Raw genomic sequence first — 16067 nt, forward strand, 5'->3', positions numbered from 1 at the left:
CGTGCCGGCCAGCCCCTCCCCGACGAGTCCCGGGACCTCCGAGCAGGTCCCCGGTGGCCCCGTCGTCGACGGCCCCGTGACCGAGCAGGCTCCGTCGGTCGAGACCGGCCGGGGGGGCTTCGCCGTCCACCTCGACAACTTCGACGGCCCCTTCGACCTGCTGCTCGGTCTGATCACCAAGCACCAGCTCGACGTCACCGAGGTGGCGATCGCCCGCGTCACCGACGACTTCATCGCCCACCTGCGCGAGGCCTCGAAGCAGGACGAGGGCTTCGACCTCGACGAGGCCAGCGAGTTCCTGCTCATCGCCGCGACCCTGCTCGACCTCAAGGCGGCCCGCCTGCTCCCCGCGGCCGACGTCGAGGACGCCGACGACCTCGCCCTGCTCGAGGCGCGCGACCTCCTCTTCGCCCGCCTGCTGCAGTACCGCGCCTACAAGCAGGTCGCCGCCCTGCTCGCGGAACGCTTCGCCGACGCCTCCCGCCGGGTGCCGCGCGCCGTCGCGATGGAACCGCACTTCGAGAAGCTCCTGCCGGAACTCGTGCTCACCGTCAGCCCGGAGCAGTTCGCGGCGCTCGCCGCTCGCGCCCTCACCCCCAAGCCGATCGCGATGGTCGGGTTGGACCACCTGCACCAGTCCGCCGTGAGCGTCCGCGAGCAGGCGACCCTGATGGTCGACCGCTTGCGGCGCAGGGGAACCGTCACGTTCGCGGAACTCGTCGAGGACGCCGGGGAGGGGGAACTCGGCACGCTGGTCATCGTCGCGCGGTTCCTCGCCGTCCTGGAACTGTTCCGCGAGCGCCGGGTGCGCCTGGACCAGCCCGAGGCCCTGGGTGTGCTGACGGTGCGCTGGGACGCCCAGGCCGAGGCGAACCAGGGTGAGGCGGCGGCCGCGGTGCCCGCGGGGTTGGACGAGTTCGAGGGTGCTCCCGGCGCCCCGGGAGGGAACGGGTCGTGACCGGAGATGTGCTCGACGAGGCGGCGCAGGACGACGGGGGTCGCCGGATCCGCGGTGCGCTCGAGGCCGTCCTCATGGTGGCCGACGAACCGGTGCAGTCGCGCGCGCTGGCCCGCGCGACGGGGGAGAACGCCGACGAGGTCGATCTGCTGCTGCGCGAACTGGCGGGGGAGTACGCCGAGCAGGGGCGTGGGTTCGAGCTGCGCGAGGTCGGCGGTGGGTGGCGGATGTACTCCCGGGCCGAGCACGCCGACGTCGTCGAGGCGTTCCTGCTGGACGGGCAGACCGCGAAGCTGACCCAGGCGGCGCTGGAGACGCTGGCGATCGTCGCCTACCGCCAGCCCGTCAGCCGCGCGCGGGTCTCCGCGGTGCGCGGCGTGAGCGTCGACGGGGTGATGCGGACGTTGCTGACCCGTGGGCTGGTCTGCGAGGCGGGGGTCGAGGTGTCCTCGCAGGCGACGCTCTACCGCACGACGGAGGAGTTCCTGCAGCGGATGGGGCTCGACAGCCTCGAGGACCTGCCGCCGCTGGCGCCCTTCCTGCCGGAGGAGGTGTCGATGGACGACCTCGAGCCGCGGGAGCTCCTGGCCGAGCCGATCCCGCAGTCGATCGCCGAGCCGATCCTCGAGCCGGTTCCGAGCACTCCCGATGTGCGCGACAATGGCGGGTCGGAGCCCGAGGCTCCCGCGGCCGGGCCGGAACCGGAATCGGCCGAACCCCAGCAGCAGGAGGACACACCATGAGCCCGAAGGCGCCCCGCAGCAGCGGTGGCCGAGGGCAGGGCCGCCCCCAGAGGTCGGACCGCCCCAGCACCGGAGGTCGTCCCTCCGGCAAGAGCGGCGGCCGGCCCCAGCAGGGCGGGCCGAAGGGGACCGGCGGGAAGGCCGCACCCGGCGCCCGCCGCGGTTCCGCGAAGCGGATGACGGACAACGTCAAGCCGGCGCCGCAGCCGCCGCGTCGCGGTCCGGGCCCGGTCAGGGCCCACCCCGGCACGGACGTCCACGACCCCGAGGGCGTGCGTCTGCAGAAGGTCCTCGCCCAGGCCGGGGCCGGGTCCCGTCGCGCCTGCGAGGAGATGATCACCGCGGGCCGCGTCACCGTCGACGGTGAGGTCGTCACCGAGCTCGGGGTCCGCATCGACCCGACGCGCCAGGTCGTGCACGTGGACGGCATGCGCTTCTCCATCGACGACGAGCTCGTCTACATCATGGTGAACAAGCCCAAGGGCGTCGTCTCCACCATGTACGACGAGGACGGCCGGCTGAACCTGGCCGACATGGTCGGTCCGCGCGAGGAACGGCTGTTCCACGTCGGCCGCCTCGACCTCGAGACCGAGGGCCTGATCCTGCTGACCAACGACGGGGCGCTGACCCACCGGTTGCAGCACCCCTCGTTCGGGGTGCAGAAGACCTACCTCGCCGAGGTCCGCGGTCCCGTCAAGCGTGACCTCGGGCGCAACCTGCGCGCCGGGATCGAGCTCGACGACGGCCCGGTGCAGGTCGACTCGTTCAAGCTGGTCGACTCCAAGCCGGGCTACGCCCTGGTCGAGGTGATCCTGCACGAGGGTCGCAAGCACATCGTGCGTCGTCTGCTGGAGGCCGAGGGCTACCCCGTCCTGAAGCTGGTGCGCGTGCAGATGGGCCCGATCGTCCTGGGTGACCTCAAGCCGGGCAAGAACCGCCGCCTGACCCGCGGCGAGGTCCAGCAGCTCATGGCGGTCGCGGGGCTGTGAGCGCTGCGCAGTCCGGGACGGATACCCTGCCGCGCGTGTCGGTTCGGGCGGTTCGTGGTGCGGTGCAGGTGGACGTCGACGAGCGCGGGGAGGTGCTGTCGCGGACGAGGGACCTCGTCCAGGAGGTCGTCCAGGCCAACGACCTGACCCTCGACGACTTCATCAGCGTGATCTTCACCTCCACCGCCGACCTGGTCTCGGAGTTCCCCGCCGTCGCGGCGCGGGAGCTCGGGATGGGTGACGTGCCGCTGATGTGCGCGCGCGAGCTCGAGATCGCCGGGTCCATGCCCCGGGTGATCCGCCTGATGGCCCATGTCGAGACCACACGGGCCCGCAGCGAGATGAAGCACGTCTACCTCAACGGTGCGCAGGCCCTGCGGCGCGACATCGCGCAGTGACCGGCCCGGTGGTCCCGACGTGACGCTCGACGCGGCCGCACCGGCCCGCACCCGGGGGACGGTGCGCGTGGTCGGCACCGGCCTGCTGGGCACCTCGGCCGCCCTCGCGCTGACCCTGCGCGGGGTGGACGTGGTCCTCGTCGACCCCTCGCCGACGGCGGTCGCGCTGGCCCGTGACCTGGGTGCCGGTCGCTTCCCCGCGGCGGGCGACGACCCGGCCCTGGTGCTCGTGGCCGCACCGCCCGACGTCGTCGCGGAGGTCGTCGCGGCCGAGCTCGCGGCGTTCCCGCGAGCCGTCGTCACCGACGTCGCCAGCGTCAAGGGCGGACCCCTGGCCAGCCTCACCGCCGCGGGTGCGGACCTGCGTCGCTACGTCGGCAGCCACCCGATGGCGGGGCGGGAACGCTCCGGTGCGGTGTCCGCGCGGACGGACCTGTTCGCCGGTCGGCCCTGGGTGATCGCCGCGACCGGGGTCACCGACCCCGTCGCGGTGCGAGCCGTCCGCGACCTCGCGATGGACTGCGGCGGGGTGCCCGTGACGATGGCCGCGGCCGAGCACGACGCGGCCGTGGCCGTCGTCTCGCACGCCCCGCAGGTCGCCGCGAGTCTCGTCGCCGCCCGCCTGCGCGAGGCCTCCGAGACCGCCGTCGGGCTCGCCGGTCAGGGGTTGCGCGACGTCACCCGGATCGCCGGCAGCGACCCCACGTTGTGGGCGCAGATCCTGGCCGGCAACGCCGCCCCCGTGGCCGACGTGCTCGAGGACCTGCGCCGCGACCTCGACGACGTCGTCGGCGCGTTGCGGGCGCTCGCCCTCGACCCGACGGCTCCCGGCGCCCGCGGTCGCCTGGCCCGGGTGATCGCCGACGGGGGGTCCGGGCGCGACCGGATCCCGGGCAAGCACGGCAGTGCGCCGACGGCCTACACCACCGTCGTCGTGGTCGTCCCCGACCGGCCGGGGGCGTTGGGACGGTTGCTGACGGAGGTCGGCGAGGCGGGCGTGAACCTCGAGGACCTGCGGCTGGAGCACTCCGAGGGGCAGGCCGTGGCGCTGGCCTCCATCGACGTCCTCCCCGCGTCCGCCGACCCGCTCACCGAGGCCCTGCGGGCGCGCGGGTGGACGGTTCCCCGCTGAGCCCGGCCACGGCTCCGGGCCGGCCGGTGACGATTCACGGCGGGGTGCCCGCGTCGACTAACCTCGACCGGTGTCCTCCTCGTCCGCTGCCAGTGGCCCCGTCGCGTCCGCAACCGTCCCCGACGAGGTGTCCGTGGTGAGCAGTTCCCTCGTCGTGGCCGTCGACGGCCCCTCCGGCAGCGGCAAGTCCAGCGTGAGCCGGGCCGCGGCCCGTGCGCTCGGCGTGGCGTTCCTGGACACCGGGGCGATGTACCGCGCGGTGACCTGGGCGGCGATGCGGGACGGGATCGACCTGGGCGACGCGGTCGCCGTCGCCACGCACGTGCGCAGCGTCACCCTCTCGATGGGTACGGACCCCGCGGCGCCCACGGTCGCCGTCGTCGGCGCGGACGGAGCCGAGACCGACCTCACCGAGGCCGTGCGCTCCGCCGAGGTCACCGGCAACGTCAGCGCGGTCGCCTCGGTACCCGACGTTCGCCACGACCTGGTCCTGCGTCAGCGCGCGCTCATCGAGTCCGCCTGCGTCGCACCGCTCGCCGGTCGCAACGCGGGGGTCGTGGCCGAGGGCCGCGACATCACCACGGTCGTCGCCCCCGACGCGGACGTGCGGATCCTGCTGACCGCGGACGAGAGCGTGCGCCTGGCCCGCCGTGCGCAGCAGGACCTCGGTGCGGCCGACGAGGCCGCCGTCGCGGCGACCCGCCACGCCGTCGTCGAACGGGACCGCGTGGACTCCCGCACGACGGCCTTCACCTCCGCCGCCGACGGGGTCGTGACGCTCGACTCCACCCACCTCGACTTCGAGGGCACCGTCGCCGCCGTGCTCGAGGTCGTCGCGCGGGCCACCACGCCCTCCGGGGAGCGGCCGTGAACAAGGCTCCCGTGGGCGGTTCCCATCCCGACGCGCCGAGGCCCTGGACCCGGGCCGTCGGCACGCTCTTCGCTAGGGGCCTCTGGAACTCCAGGGTCATCGGTGCGGAGAACGTCCCGACGACCGGTCCGGTGCTCTTCGCCGCCAACCACGCCTCGATCATGGACGGCCCGTTGCTGTACGGCGTCACGCCGCGGGCCGCGCACTTCCTCGTGAAGAAGGAGATGTTCGAGGGCTCCGCGCTCAACCGCTTCGTCGGCTGGTCGCTCCTGCAGGCCGGGCAGATCCCGATCGACCGGACCCGCGGCGACCGCGACGCGCTGCAGTCCGTGCTCGCCGTCCTCGCCGCGGGCGGCGCGGCCGGGGTGTTCCCCGAGGGCACCCGCGGTCGCGGTGACGCCGCGAGCGTGCGCAGCGGCATTGCGTGGATCGCGTTGCAGTCCGGCGCCCCCGTCGTGCCCGTCGCCTGCCTCGGAGCGCACCGGGCCGGCGAGAAACCCCGCTCGGTGCCCCCGCTGCGCCGCAAGCTCAGCTTCTGCTTCGGCGAACCCTTCACCGTGGTGAAGGACCCCGGCGTACCAGGGCGTGTCGCCCTGGCCGACGCCGTCGAGCAGGTCCGGGTCAAGCTGTCCAGCCACGTGCTGGACTCCTTGCAGCGCACCGGCATCCACCTACCCGAAGACCAGGACGGTGTCGACGAGCTGGGGCTCGGCGAGATGGCGTCCGACGACGTGCCAGGAGGCACCCGGTGAGCACCACCCCCGAGAACCCCGAAACTCCCGACGAGACCCAGGTTCCCGACGAGAACGTCGAACGCGCTCTGCGCGTCGGCCTCGACGACTACGACCTCTCGCCCGAGGACGTCGCCCTGCTGGAGTCCGACGGCTCCGACGACGGTGACGACGCCCCCACGGGCCCGCTGCCGGTGCTGGCCGTCGTCGGCCGGCCCAACGTCGGGAAGTCGACGCTGGTGAACCGCATCATCGGCCGCCGCGAGGCGGTCGTCGAGGACGTGCCCGGCGTCACCCGTGACCGTGTCGCCTACCCGGCGAACTGGGCCGGCCGCGACTTCACCCTCGTCGACACCGGCGGCTGGGAGGCCAAGGCCGAGGGCCTCAACCTCGCCGTCGCCGACCAGGCGGAACTCGCGATCGAACTCGCCGACGCGGTGATGTTCGTCGTCGACGGGACCGTCGGCGCGACGGCCAGCGACGAGCAGGTCGTCCGCCTGCTGCGCAAGTCCGGTCGTCCCGTGACCCTCATCGCCAACAAGGTCGACGGTCCCCGCCAGGAGGCCGACGCGACCGAGCTCTGGGGCCTCGGCCTCGGTGAGCCGCACCCCGTCTCGGCGCTGCACGGGCGCGGTACGGGCGACGCCCTCGACGCCGCGGTGAAGACGCTGCCTGCGGTCTCCGCGGTCGGTGGCGGCTACCAGCTGGAGGGCGGCCCGCGGCGCGTCGCGCTGCTCGGGCGTCCCAACGTCGGCAAGTCCTCGATGCTCAACAAGCTCGCCGGGTCCGACCGGGTGGTCGTGCACCCCACGGCCGGCACCACCCGCGACCCCGTCGACGAGCTCATCGAGCTCGGTGGACGCACCTGGCGCTTCGTCGACACCGCCGGCATCCGTCGTCGCGTGCACCTCACCAAGGGCGCCGACTTCTACGCCTCGCTGCGCACCCAGACCGCGCTGGAGAAGGCCGAGGTCGCCGTCGTCCTCGTCGACGCCAGCGAGCCGCTGGCCGAGCAGGACATCCGGGTCATCTCCACCGTCGTGGAGTCCGGGCGGGCCCTCGTCGTCGCCTACAACAAGTGGGACCTGACCGACGAGGAGCGCCGGCACTACCTCGAGCGCGAGATCGAGAAGGAACTCGTCCAGATCCCGTGGGCGCCCCGCGTGAACGTGTCGGCCTTCACCGGCCGGCACATGGAGCGTCTCGTCCCCGCGATCGACATCGCGCTGGACTCGTGGGAGATGCGCATCCCCACCGGGCGCCTCAACGCGTTCCTCGGCTCGATCGTCGCCGCCCACCCGCACCCGGTGCGGGGCGGCAAGCAACCGCGCATCCTCTTCGGGACTCAGGCCTCGACCAAGCCGCCGCGCTTCGTCATCTTCGCCAGCGGCTTCCTCGAGGCCGGGTACCGCCGGTTCATCGAGCGTCGTCTGCGCGAGGAGTTCGGCTTCGAGGGCACACCGATCGAGGTCAGCGTCCGCGTGCGGGAGAAGCGCAAACGATGAGGTAGGGTTCTACCCGGCCCGCAAAGAACGGGGCCGGGTGGTCGTTCCTCGGAGCGATCGGGCTGTGGCGCAGCTTGGTAGCGCACTTGACTGGGGGTCAAGGGGTCGCAGGTTCAAATCCTGTCAGCCCGACCAGCGGAAACGCAGGTCAGAGCGGGTGTTCGTCTTCGGACGGGCACCCGCTCAGTCGTTGTGACAGCAACCGATGTAGCAACGGCTGCTGGAAGACCACCTCACCAGTCGATGGCGAGGTTGAGCAGGTCAGCGGCCTCACGGGCCAAGCCCGGCGTGACGTGGCTGTACGTATCGGCCGTGATCGAGTAGTTCGCATGACCGAGGTGTACCTGCGCCACCTTGGTCGATGCGCCCATCGCCAGCAGGAAGCTCGCCGCGGAGTGCCGCAGCGTGTGCAGACCGATGCCCTCCAATCCCGCCGTGTTGGCGACGGTCGTGAAGCGGCGGAGGACGTTGCGCGGCTCCAACGGCGTGCCGACCTCCGTGGCGAAGACCAGGTCGGAGTCCGTCCAGCTGGGGCCGGCAGCGAGGCGTTCCGCCAGCTGGGTGGCACGGTGGGCGCGGAGGGCGGTGACCGCGGCACCCGGCAGCGGGATGGTGCGGCGTGACTGCTCGGTCTTCGGTTCGCCCAGGCGCAGTCCAGCGCTGGTCCGGGAGAGCGTCCACCGGACCCGCAGCGACCCCGCGTCGAGGTCTACGTCCCGCCAGTGCAGGCCCAGAGCCTCACCTCGGCGGAGTCCCGTGGCCAGCATGAGCCTGACGATGGGCTCGATGCGCTCACCGTGCAGGGCGCTCAGCAGTGCGCCGGCCTGCTCACGGGTCAGGAACTTGGCCTCGGTCCGCTCCACGGACGGTCGCGGCACCAGCGCCGCCACGTTGCGTCGGACCAGCCCGTCGCGCACGGCGACGTCGAGAGCGGACCGGAGCACCGTGTAGATCTGGCGCACCGTGGAGGTCGACAGCCCGGAGGCCCGCCTCTCGACGACCAGCGCCTCGACGTCGGAGGGACGCAGCGCCGACAGCTTGCGCATCCCGATGGTGGGCATCAGGTGGACGCGGGCGATGGTCGCGTAGAGGTCCTTCGTGGCCTGCTTGCGGTCGCTGGCCGCCAGCGCCCCCGCGGCCCACTCCGCCAGCCATGCCGCCGTGGTCATCGCGCTGTCCTTGACGGGCTCGCCAGCCTCGACGCGGTCGCGGGCTTCCCGCAGTTTCGCCCGGGCCTCAGCCTGCGTCTTGCCGTACACGGTCCTGCGGACCGTCTTCCCGTTGTCGTCCACGTAGGACAACGCCGCGGCCCAGCGGCCGTCCTTCCGCTTGTAGATGGACCCCTCGCCGTTCGCGCGCTTGCTCACTCGCTGCTCCGCTTCGACATCTTCATCGCCTTCTCCTTGTTGGTCATTGCCTTGACCCGCCTCCGGCGCTCGCGTTCGCCCTGGGCCTTGCCGCACTCCTTGGAGCAGTACTTCAGCCCGGCAGTCCGGTACTGCCCCTGCTGGGCACGGCCTCGCTGTCGTGCGAAGAGACGATCCGGGAGGATGCACGTCTCGTTGTGGCACACCAACAGAGGCGTGTGAGCCATGACGTCGTTGAAGCACTGCATGGCGGCGACGGAGTACGCGGTCACCATCGGGCGGCTGATCACCGAGTCGAGGTAGTCCTCACCGCCGCTGTCCAAGGCGACCTGCGTCGCGGACAGGGCGGGCGTCAGCATCATGGCGAAGATGTACGCGTCGTTGTCCGTGGTCTTGGTGGGCTCGGCGTCTGGACGCTGCCAAGCCCGGATTCGATCCGCCCACTCCTTGGCGGTCGACAACCGTTCCCGGACCTCTTGGATCTCGACGAGGTCGCGTTCTTCAACACCGAACCGGGCTCCAGCGGCTTCTCGCCGGACTCGTTGTCCCAGGTGCTCGTCGCCGCCGCGGAGCTGCTCCATCCGGTGGTGGCTGATGTTGTCCCACTCCTCGCCTGCAGGCCGGTCGCGCCAGAAGACGTCGGCAGTACGTCCCCAGGTGCGGACGAACTCCACGATGCCGTCGTCGGTCGAGGGTGCGAAGGCCGACATCTCCCGCAGGTAGAAGTCGGGCGGCACCTCCTTCAGGTCCGGTGCACCGGACAGCAAGAGCCATCCGTCGCCGAGGGGCTGTACCTGCTGAACCGGCAGCTGGGGGATCACCAAGTCCCCCCGGAGTGCACCCGTGGGGCGGAACTGGGGGGTCACTTGCTGGGCACTTTCACTCGCTTCCCGCGACCCACCGTGGGACGCTGTGTACACAGAACGTCCCACGGACAACGACGGACGTCAATAACCAGAGGAGTGATCCGCATGACGGAACCGCTGCTGCTGTCGGTGCAGGAGGCCCACCGACAGTTGGGCCTGGGCCGCTCGAAGCTGTACGAGTTCATCACCGCGGGCGACATCGAGACGGTGAAGGTGGGCCGGAGGACCCTCGTGCCCATGGAGAGCCTGCAGGCCTTCGTCGAAAAGCTGCGGCACCGCCCGGCGGTGGGGGCCGCTCCGGAGTGATGTCCCACCCCGGTCGGATCCAATACCTGGATTGCGGCCTCTAGCTCTAACGACCGTGCCGGCTCCTGGCGGGGAGCCGGCACGAGGACGAACCAACAAGCAACGACATCGTCCCACGTACCCCTGACGAGGCACAGCCCGACCTCGCTTCGGTAAAGCAGGTACGTGGGCGAGGAGGAGATCATCGTGAACAACCGCTCCACCCCGGACGAGCCCACCTGGACCATCGCAGTCCAGATCACGCGAACCCTCGGCCCCGTCTTCCCCCTCGACCACCCGGATCTCCCGGTGTGCATCGGGCTGCACGGCCCCACCACCCCCTGCGACGGGAAGCGGGGGAAGCACCCGACCACTCGCTGGAGCAAAACGGCGACGACGGACGAGGAGGTGCTGAAGACCATCTTCGCGCAGGGGCTGCGGAACATCGGCATCGCGTGCGGGCCGGCGGGTTTGCTCGTGATCGACGAGGACCAGGACGGAGCCTTCGCCGCGTTCGCCGCGTCTCAGGGCGCCTCCATCCCGCCCACCTACACGGTGCGCACCGGTAGGGGGTTCCACTACTACTTCCACCAGGACGGGACCCTCGGAAACCACGAGGGTCTGCTGACCGGCCAGGGCATCAACGTCCGTGGCGTCGGCGGGTACGTCGTGGCTCCGGGCAGCCGACACGAGAGCGGAGAGATGTACGAGGCCCTCGACGACGAGGCGCCGATCGCTGAGATCCCGACCTGGCTGCACGACGCGCTCCAGCGCCGCAGCCGCGTCACGTCCGTCTCCCCGATCACCGCCTCGTCGTCGAGGTCGACCTCGTCCAGCACCCAGAAGCACACCGGCCCGATCCGCGAAGGCGAGCGGCACAACGCGCTCGTCTCCTACGCCGGTCACCTCCTGCGCGCCGGGCTGCCCATCGAGGAGGCGGACATCCTGATGGAGCGGCGATGGAAGCAGTGCGCCCAACCGCCGGAGGCGAAGACCCCCATCACGCTGCAGGAAGCGCAGTCCAAGCTGAAGGACGTCTACGACCGGTACCCCCACCACAGCGAACCGGCCATCTCCGCGCGCGACATCGACGAACGCTACCCCGTGGTCGACTGGGCCGAACTCTTCGCCGGAACCAGGGCCGGAGCGGACTGGCTGTGCGAACCCCTCATCGAGGCCGGTCGCGTCGTCACCCTCTACAGCCCCGCGAAGGCGGGTAAGAGCCTCCTCACGCTGGAGATCGTGGCGGCGCTCGCGACCGGAGGCTCGGTGCTCGGCAACCCCGCCCGCCCCGCCCTCCGCGTCCTCTACGTGGACATGGAGAACACCCTCGATGACCTGCACCAGCGGCTCCGGGACCTGGGGTACGTGGGGGGGTTGAAGAACCTGAAGTACCTGCCCTTCCCGCCCCTGCCGCCGCTCGACACCCCCGACGGAGGCGCTGCCCTCCTGGGCATCGTTGAGCGGCACCAGGTCGACCTCGTCGTGCTGGACACGGTCAGTCGGGTCGTCGGCGGGGAGGAAGACCGTGCCGACACCTTCCGAGCCTTCTACCGCCACACCATCGTCGGGTTGAAGGCGCAGGGGATCGCGGTCCTCCGACTCGACCACGCCGGTAAGGAGGAGTCCCGCGGCCAGCGGGGCAGCAGCGCGAAGACGGACGACGTCGACGCGGTTTGGAGGCTCAGCGTCCTGCGGCACAACATCGTCAAGCTGCAGCGGACGCATAGTCGCGGCAACCACGGTGCGGCGGAGATGATGTTGAGGCGGGAGAGCGCGCCCCTGCGGCACGTCCCGGTCGTCGGAGCCCTGGACTCCCGGATCGAAAAGATCATCCAGCGGCTGGACGAACTGCAGATCCCCGACGCTGCGGGCCGGCCGAAGTGTCAGACCGCTCTGCGGGAGGACGGCTTCTCCGCGAAGACCGACGACATCACGAGCGCCGTCGCGGTGCGGAAGAAGCGCATCTCCGGGGGCGACGGCGAAACGCGACCGGGCGAGGGGCCGAGCGCAGCGGCCTGAGGTCAACGAAGGTCAGCAGGGTCACCTGCGCAAGCGGGACCTGCCCCTGGTCCGTTCCTTACGGACGGACCAGGGGGCAGGCCCCGGCTCCCCCCCCCCTTTTTGCAGGATGGGAACGCCCGTGTGGGAGGTACACCACGGCTGGTTCTCTCTCGCGATGGGGGGCTGCAGAAAAAATGCTCTTGTAACACCTGTTAGTTCGACATGTCACGAGGTCCCCCCCGGGTTCGCCGTCGAGTGGTCGGAGGATCGCGTAAACAACGCCAGGTTCCCCCTCACGATGAGTCGGCACCGGCCAAGGAAGGTTGCGTGCCCGTGACGCCACCGCAAGGACGCCAGACCGCTGAAGAGCGGCACTTGAACGCTCGTCCTAGTGCCGCCCTCCGAGGTTGCTGAACCCGTATAGGACACCGACCAGGCCCAAGACGGCCGCGGTCACTAAGTACATGGTGATGTTGCTTCCCATGACGCCGGTCACCGCTGCGGCTGCCCACGGAGCCAACGCCGTCGCGGTCGTGATCGGCATTGCGAACACCCCCGCCACCGCGCCGTAGTGCTGCTGACCCCACCGGTCCGCGACCACGCTCGCCTGCAGCAAGGTGAAGGCGCCCCTGGCCGCACCGAAGAGGACCGCGCCGGTGATGAGCAAACTGACCACCGGCGGGAGAAGCGCCAAACCCAGGATCGAACCGCCGGCGATGATGACCACGAGGAGGATCCCGGTGGTCGAGGACCTGCTCCAGACCACCGGGCCGTAGAGCAGTCGTCCGACGAGCTGCCCGGCGCCCAGCAACCCCAGGGTCATCGCCGCGAGCCGGTGGTCGAACCCTCGCTCCACGAGCAGCGGCACCAACCCCAAGCTGGCCATGTAGAAGGCTAAGGCCAAGGTCGTGAAGACGACCGCCAGCACGATGAAACCTCGACTGCGCACGACGTGACGCACCTGTGCCCTGGACCGGCGGGACGGGGCCGTTGGATCCCAGGGCGCTCGCAGTCCCCACCCATGTAGGAGGACGGTCCCGACCAGGAGCACTGTCAGCAGCAAGTAGCTGGTCCGCCAGGAGAAGTTCTCGACCAGCACCGCAGTCAGGGGGGCGAAGACGGTGGACGACAAGCCCGCCACGAGCGTCAGCACCAGCAAGCCCCGCATCCGCTCGGCACCGAACCAGCCCGTCACCGCGGCGAAGGCCGGCGGGTACAGGACGCCGGACATGGCGAGGCCCACCAGCGCCCACGCCAGCGCGAACGTCAGCAGGGACGTCGCGCTGGCCACGGCGACCATGGCGATGACGGCCAACACCGATCCGACCGTCATCACCTTCCGCGGCCCGAACCGGTCGAGCCATCTCCCGACCGGGACCCCAGCGACCGCCGAGACGAGAAGCCCCAGGGAGAAGGCCGCGCTGGCCCCGCTGGCTGACCAGCCCGTGTCCGCGGTGATGGCCGACAACAGCACGGGGAAGGCGTAGTACGTCACCCCCCAGGACACGACCTCGGTCACGCACAGCGTGGCCAGAGCCAGCCGGAGTTGCGGCTGCACCTGCGCCTCGACGATCGGCACGTCTGCCGTCAGTGTCATCGGCAGGGATGACCGGCGACGTCGCGACATCGTCCGACACGGGCCTCGCGCTCGCCGGCGCGCCCGTGAGCCAAGCCGGTGGGGAACCCGATGGAGACCGGCTCCGCATCCGCCGGTTCGGCACAGCACCCGGCGCTCGCGGACTCGTTGATGTCCAGGGAGCCGTCGGCTGAGATCATCGGCGGTGCCGAGGAGCACACCCCCGTCTCGGGCAGGTCGAGCTGTACATCGGCGGCAGCAGCGGCGTCCCCAGCCAGGGCAGCGGCGATCGAGCGCACCTGCTCGTAGCCGGTGGCCAGCAGGAAGGTCGGCGCACGTCCGTAGGACTTCATTCCGACGATGAAGAAGTCCGTGTCCGGGTGGGCCAGCACGTCCGCGCCGTGCGCCGGGACGGTCCCGCAGGAGTGAAACTCCGGGTCGATGAGCGGGGCCAAGCGGCGGGGGGCTTCGACGCCGGGGTCCAGGTCCAGACGCAGCTCGCGCAGCATCGCCAGGTCGGGCCGGAAACCGGTCGCGGCCACCACGACGTCCGCGGACAGCCGACGATCCCCGGTCGGTGACGAAGTAGCGACAGCTACCGCGTCACCAGACATCTCCAGGGCGGTGATCGTCACCTCGGTCAGCAGCTCGACGCGGTCGGCCTCCACTGCGGTCCGCAACCGTGAGCCCAGAGCGCCGCGGGCGGGAAGCCCGTCGCGGTCCCCGCCACCGAACGTGCGGGCCACCGACGCGCCACGGACGGCCCAGGTGATGACGGTGCCGGGATCCTGCTCGGCCAGGGCGACGAGGTCCAACAGCGTGTTCGTCGCGGAGTGCCCGGCCCCGACGACCAGCACCCGGCGACCGGCGAAGCGTGCCCGGTCCGCGCCGAGGACATCGGGCAGGGGACCGCTGAGGTGGTCACCGGCCTCCGCTTCCCCGATCGCGGGCAGCCCCGCGGCACCCAAGGGGTTCGACTGTCCCCACGTCCCGGAGGCGTCGATGACCGCCTGCGCCTGGTAGTCGACGACCATGCCGTTTGAGGCCTGCGTTCGGACGAGGAACGGCCGGTCGCTGCGCTCGTGGTTGTGCGTCTTGTCCATCCCGGCACGGCTGATGGCGATGACGCGCTCGCCGGTCCGGATGCGCGGTGCCAGCGTGGGGACGGCCGCCAAGGGGGCGAGATACTGCACGACGAGGTCACCGCCGGTCGGCAATCCCGTCGGCTTCGGCCTCGTCCAACCGGTCGGTTCCAGCAGGCGCACCGCCGCGGCGTCGAGGTTGTACCGCCATGGGGAGAAGAGCCGGACGTGCGACCAGGCCCGCACCGCGGACCCGACGTCGTCACCGGCTTCCAGCACCAGCGGGTCGAGGCCCCGTTCCAGCAGGTGCGCCGCAGCGGCCAGGCCGACCGGCCCGGCACCGATCACGATGACCGGCAGGTCACTGCGGTCGACGGTGACGGTAGGAGTGGACATGGCTGTTCTCCTTCGAGGTGGGGAAGGTCAACGACGGGACGAGACCGCGGCGCTCGCGGGCACCGTGGGATCACCGGGGAAGAAGCGACGTCCGGCCCATAGGGCGACGTAGACGAAGGCCACCAGTACCGGCACCTCGATCAGCGGCCCGACGACCCCGGCCAAGGCCTGACCGGAGGTGACGCCGAAGGTGCCGATGGCCACCGCGATGGCGAGTTCGAAGTTGTTGCCCGTTGCGGTGAAAGACAGCGTCGAGGTCTTCGCGTAGCTCAGTCCGATCGCCTTCCCCAGCGCGAAGGACCCGGTGAACATGATCACGAAGTAGGCCAGCAGCGGCAGCGCGATGCGAGCCACGTCGCCCGGCTGGGAGGTGATCGCGTCACCCTGCAGGGCGAAGAGCATCACGATGGTGAACAGCAACCCGTAGAGAGCGACCGGGCCGATCTTCGGCAGGAAGCGGTCCTCGTACCAGGCGCGTCCCCTGGTCCGTTCCCCCAGCGTGCGGGTCAGGAAACCGGCCACCAGCGGGATGCCGAGGAACACCAGCACCGAGACGACGATCGCGCCGACGGAGAACTCCACGCTCGTGGTCTCCAGACCCAGCCAGCCCGGCAGGATCTGCAGGTAGAACCAGCCCAGTGCGGCGAAGGCGAAGACCTGGAACACGGAGTTGATCGCCACCAGCACCGCGGCGGCTTCCCGGTCCCCGCAGGACAAGTCGTTCCAGATCAGCACCATGGCGATGCAGCGGGCCAGACCGACGATGACCAGTCCCGTGCGGTACTCCGGCTGGTCCGGCAGTAGCAGCCAGGCCAGGGCGAACATCAGGGCGGGGCCGATGAGCCAATTCAGGACCAGGGAGCTGACCATGAGCCGGCGGTCGGCGGCGATGCGCCCTGTCTCGGAGTAGCGGACCTTCGCCAGCACCGGGTACATCATCAGCAGCAGCCCGATGGCGATGGGCAGGCTCACCGAGCCCACCTCCACCGCGCTGAGGGCGTCGTCGAGGCCGTGGACGAGTCGGCCCAGCAACAGCCCGACGGCCATCGCTGCGATGATCCACACTGGCAGGAAGCGGTCCAGCACCGACAGGCGCGCCAGGACCGGGGTCTCGGTGCTACCATGGGGGTTCTCAGCGACCAGGTCGCTCATCAGCAAGTCCTC

At 70.9% G+C, this 16067-nt stretch carries 15 protein-coding genes and 1 tRNA gene; 11 read left to right on the forward strand and 5 right to left on the reverse strand.

Annotation, left to right across the window (positions count from 1 at the left end; all coding sequences use genetic code 11):
- Position 1: 1 nt before the first annotated feature.
- The 9 genes from OG218_RS24220 to OG218_RS24260 all read left to right on the forward strand — a co-directional run bounded on the left by OG218_RS24220 (position 2) and on the right by OG218_RS24260 (position 7462).
- Positions 2-958, forward strand: a complete 957-nt coding sequence (locus OG218_RS24220) for a segregation and condensation protein A (protein ID WP_328295774.1) — start codon at positions 2-4, stop codon at positions 956-958.
- Positions 955-1701: an SMC-Scp complex subunit ScpB gene (gene scpB / locus OG218_RS24225; protein WP_328295775.1), complete on the forward strand. Its 747-nt coding sequence runs from the start codon at positions 955-957 to the stop codon at positions 1699-1701. The genes OG218_RS24220 and scpB overlap by 4 nt, the downstream gene beginning before the upstream one ends.
- Positions 1698-2690, forward strand: coding sequence for a pseudouridine synthase (locus tag OG218_RS24230; RefSeq protein WP_328295776.1), 993 nt, complete (start codon positions 1698-1700; stop codon positions 2688-2690). Before scpB ends, OG218_RS24230 begins: the two co-directional genes overlap by 4 nt.
- A gap of 35 nt (positions 2691-2725) precedes the next feature.
- Positions 2726-3088, forward strand: a complete 363-nt coding sequence (aroH, locus tag OG218_RS24235; protein ID WP_328295777.1) for a chorismate mutase — start codon at positions 2726-2728, stop codon at positions 3086-3088.
- A 19-nt stretch (positions 3089-3107) separates the two neighbouring features.
- Positions 3108-4220 (forward strand): prephenate dehydrogenase, encoded by a 1113-nt coding sequence (locus OG218_RS24240; RefSeq protein WP_328295778.1) that lies wholly within the window; start codon positions 3108-3110, stop codon positions 4218-4220.
- A gap of 136 nt (positions 4221-4356) precedes the next feature.
- Positions 4357-5091 carry a (d)CMP kinase gene (gene cmk / locus OG218_RS24245; protein WP_328295779.1) on the forward strand — a complete coding sequence of 245 codons (735 nt, stop codon included), beginning with the start codon at positions 4357-4359 and terminating at the stop codon, positions 5089-5091.
- Positions 5088-5843: a lysophospholipid acyltransferase family protein gene (locus OG218_RS24250; protein ID WP_328295780.1), complete on the forward strand. Its 756-nt coding sequence runs from the start codon at positions 5088-5090 to the stop codon at positions 5841-5843. The genes cmk and OG218_RS24250 overlap by 4 nt, the downstream gene beginning before the upstream one ends.
- The gene (gene der / locus OG218_RS24255) at positions 5840-7327 is read left to right on the forward strand and encodes a ribosome biogenesis GTPase Der (RefSeq protein WP_328295781.1); all 1488 of its coding nucleotides are present in this window, start codon (positions 5840-5842) and stop codon (positions 7325-7327) included. The genes OG218_RS24250 and der overlap by 4 nt, the downstream gene beginning before the upstream one ends.
- Before the next feature lie 58 nt (positions 7328-7385).
- A tRNA-Pro gene (locus tag OG218_RS24260) sits at positions 7386-7462 on the forward strand.
- A gap of 98 nt (positions 7463-7560) precedes the next feature.
- Here OG218_RS24260 and OG218_RS24265 read toward each other — a convergent pair.
- Both OG218_RS24265 and OG218_RS24270 read right to left on the reverse strand, forming a co-directional pair.
- Positions 7561-8694, reverse strand: coding sequence for a tyrosine-type recombinase/integrase (locus tag OG218_RS24265; protein ID WP_328295782.1), 1134 nt, complete (start codon positions 8692-8694; stop codon positions 7561-7563).
- On the reverse strand, positions 8691-9461 hold the full coding sequence (locus OG218_RS24270) for a hypothetical protein (protein ID WP_328295783.1): 771 nt from the start codon (positions 9459-9461) through the stop codon (positions 8691-8693). Before OG218_RS24270 ends, OG218_RS24265 begins: the two co-directional genes overlap by 4 nt.
- Positions 9462-9665: 204 nt before the next feature.
- Between OG218_RS24270 and OG218_RS24275 the strand changes: the two genes are divergently transcribed.
- Both OG218_RS24275 and OG218_RS24280 read left to right on the forward strand, forming a co-directional pair.
- The gene (locus OG218_RS24275) at positions 9666-9866 is read left to right on the forward strand and encodes a helix-turn-helix domain-containing protein (protein WP_328295784.1); all 201 of its coding nucleotides are present in this window, start codon (positions 9666-9668) and stop codon (positions 9864-9866) included.
- A 186-nt stretch (positions 9867-10052) separates the two neighbouring features.
- The gene (locus tag OG218_RS24280; protein ID WP_328295785.1) at positions 10053-11867 is read left to right on the forward strand and encodes a bifunctional DNA primase/polymerase; all 1815 of its coding nucleotides are present in this window, start codon (positions 10053-10055) and stop codon (positions 11865-11867) included.
- Positions 11868-12237: 370 nt separating this feature from the next.
- Here OG218_RS24280 and OG218_RS24285 read toward each other — a convergent pair whose 3' ends face one another.
- From OG218_RS24285 to arsB, 3 genes are read right to left on the reverse strand one after another with little or no spacing between them, the layout of a single operon-like run.
- Positions 12238-13428 (reverse strand): MFS transporter, encoded by a 1191-nt coding sequence (locus tag OG218_RS24285; protein ID WP_328295786.1) that lies wholly within the window; start codon positions 13426-13428, stop codon positions 12238-12240.
- A gap of 14 nt (positions 13429-13442) precedes the next feature.
- Positions 13443-14903, reverse strand: coding sequence for an NAD(P)-binding domain-containing protein (locus OG218_RS24290; RefSeq protein ID WP_328295787.1), 1461 nt, complete (start codon positions 14901-14903; stop codon positions 13443-13445).
- A gap of 27 nt (positions 14904-14930) precedes the next feature.
- A complete protein-coding gene (gene arsB, locus OG218_RS24295) occupies positions 14931-16055 on the reverse strand; it encodes an ACR3 family arsenite efflux transporter (RefSeq protein WP_328295788.1) in 1125 nt (374 codons plus the stop codon).
- Between the last annotated feature and the right edge of the window lie 12 nt (positions 16056-16067).

Source organism: Kineococcus sp. NBC_00420 (assembly GCF_036021035.1).
In the GTDB taxonomy this organism is placed as follows: Bacteria; Actinomycetota; Actinomycetes; order Actinomycetales; family Kineococcaceae; genus Kineococcus.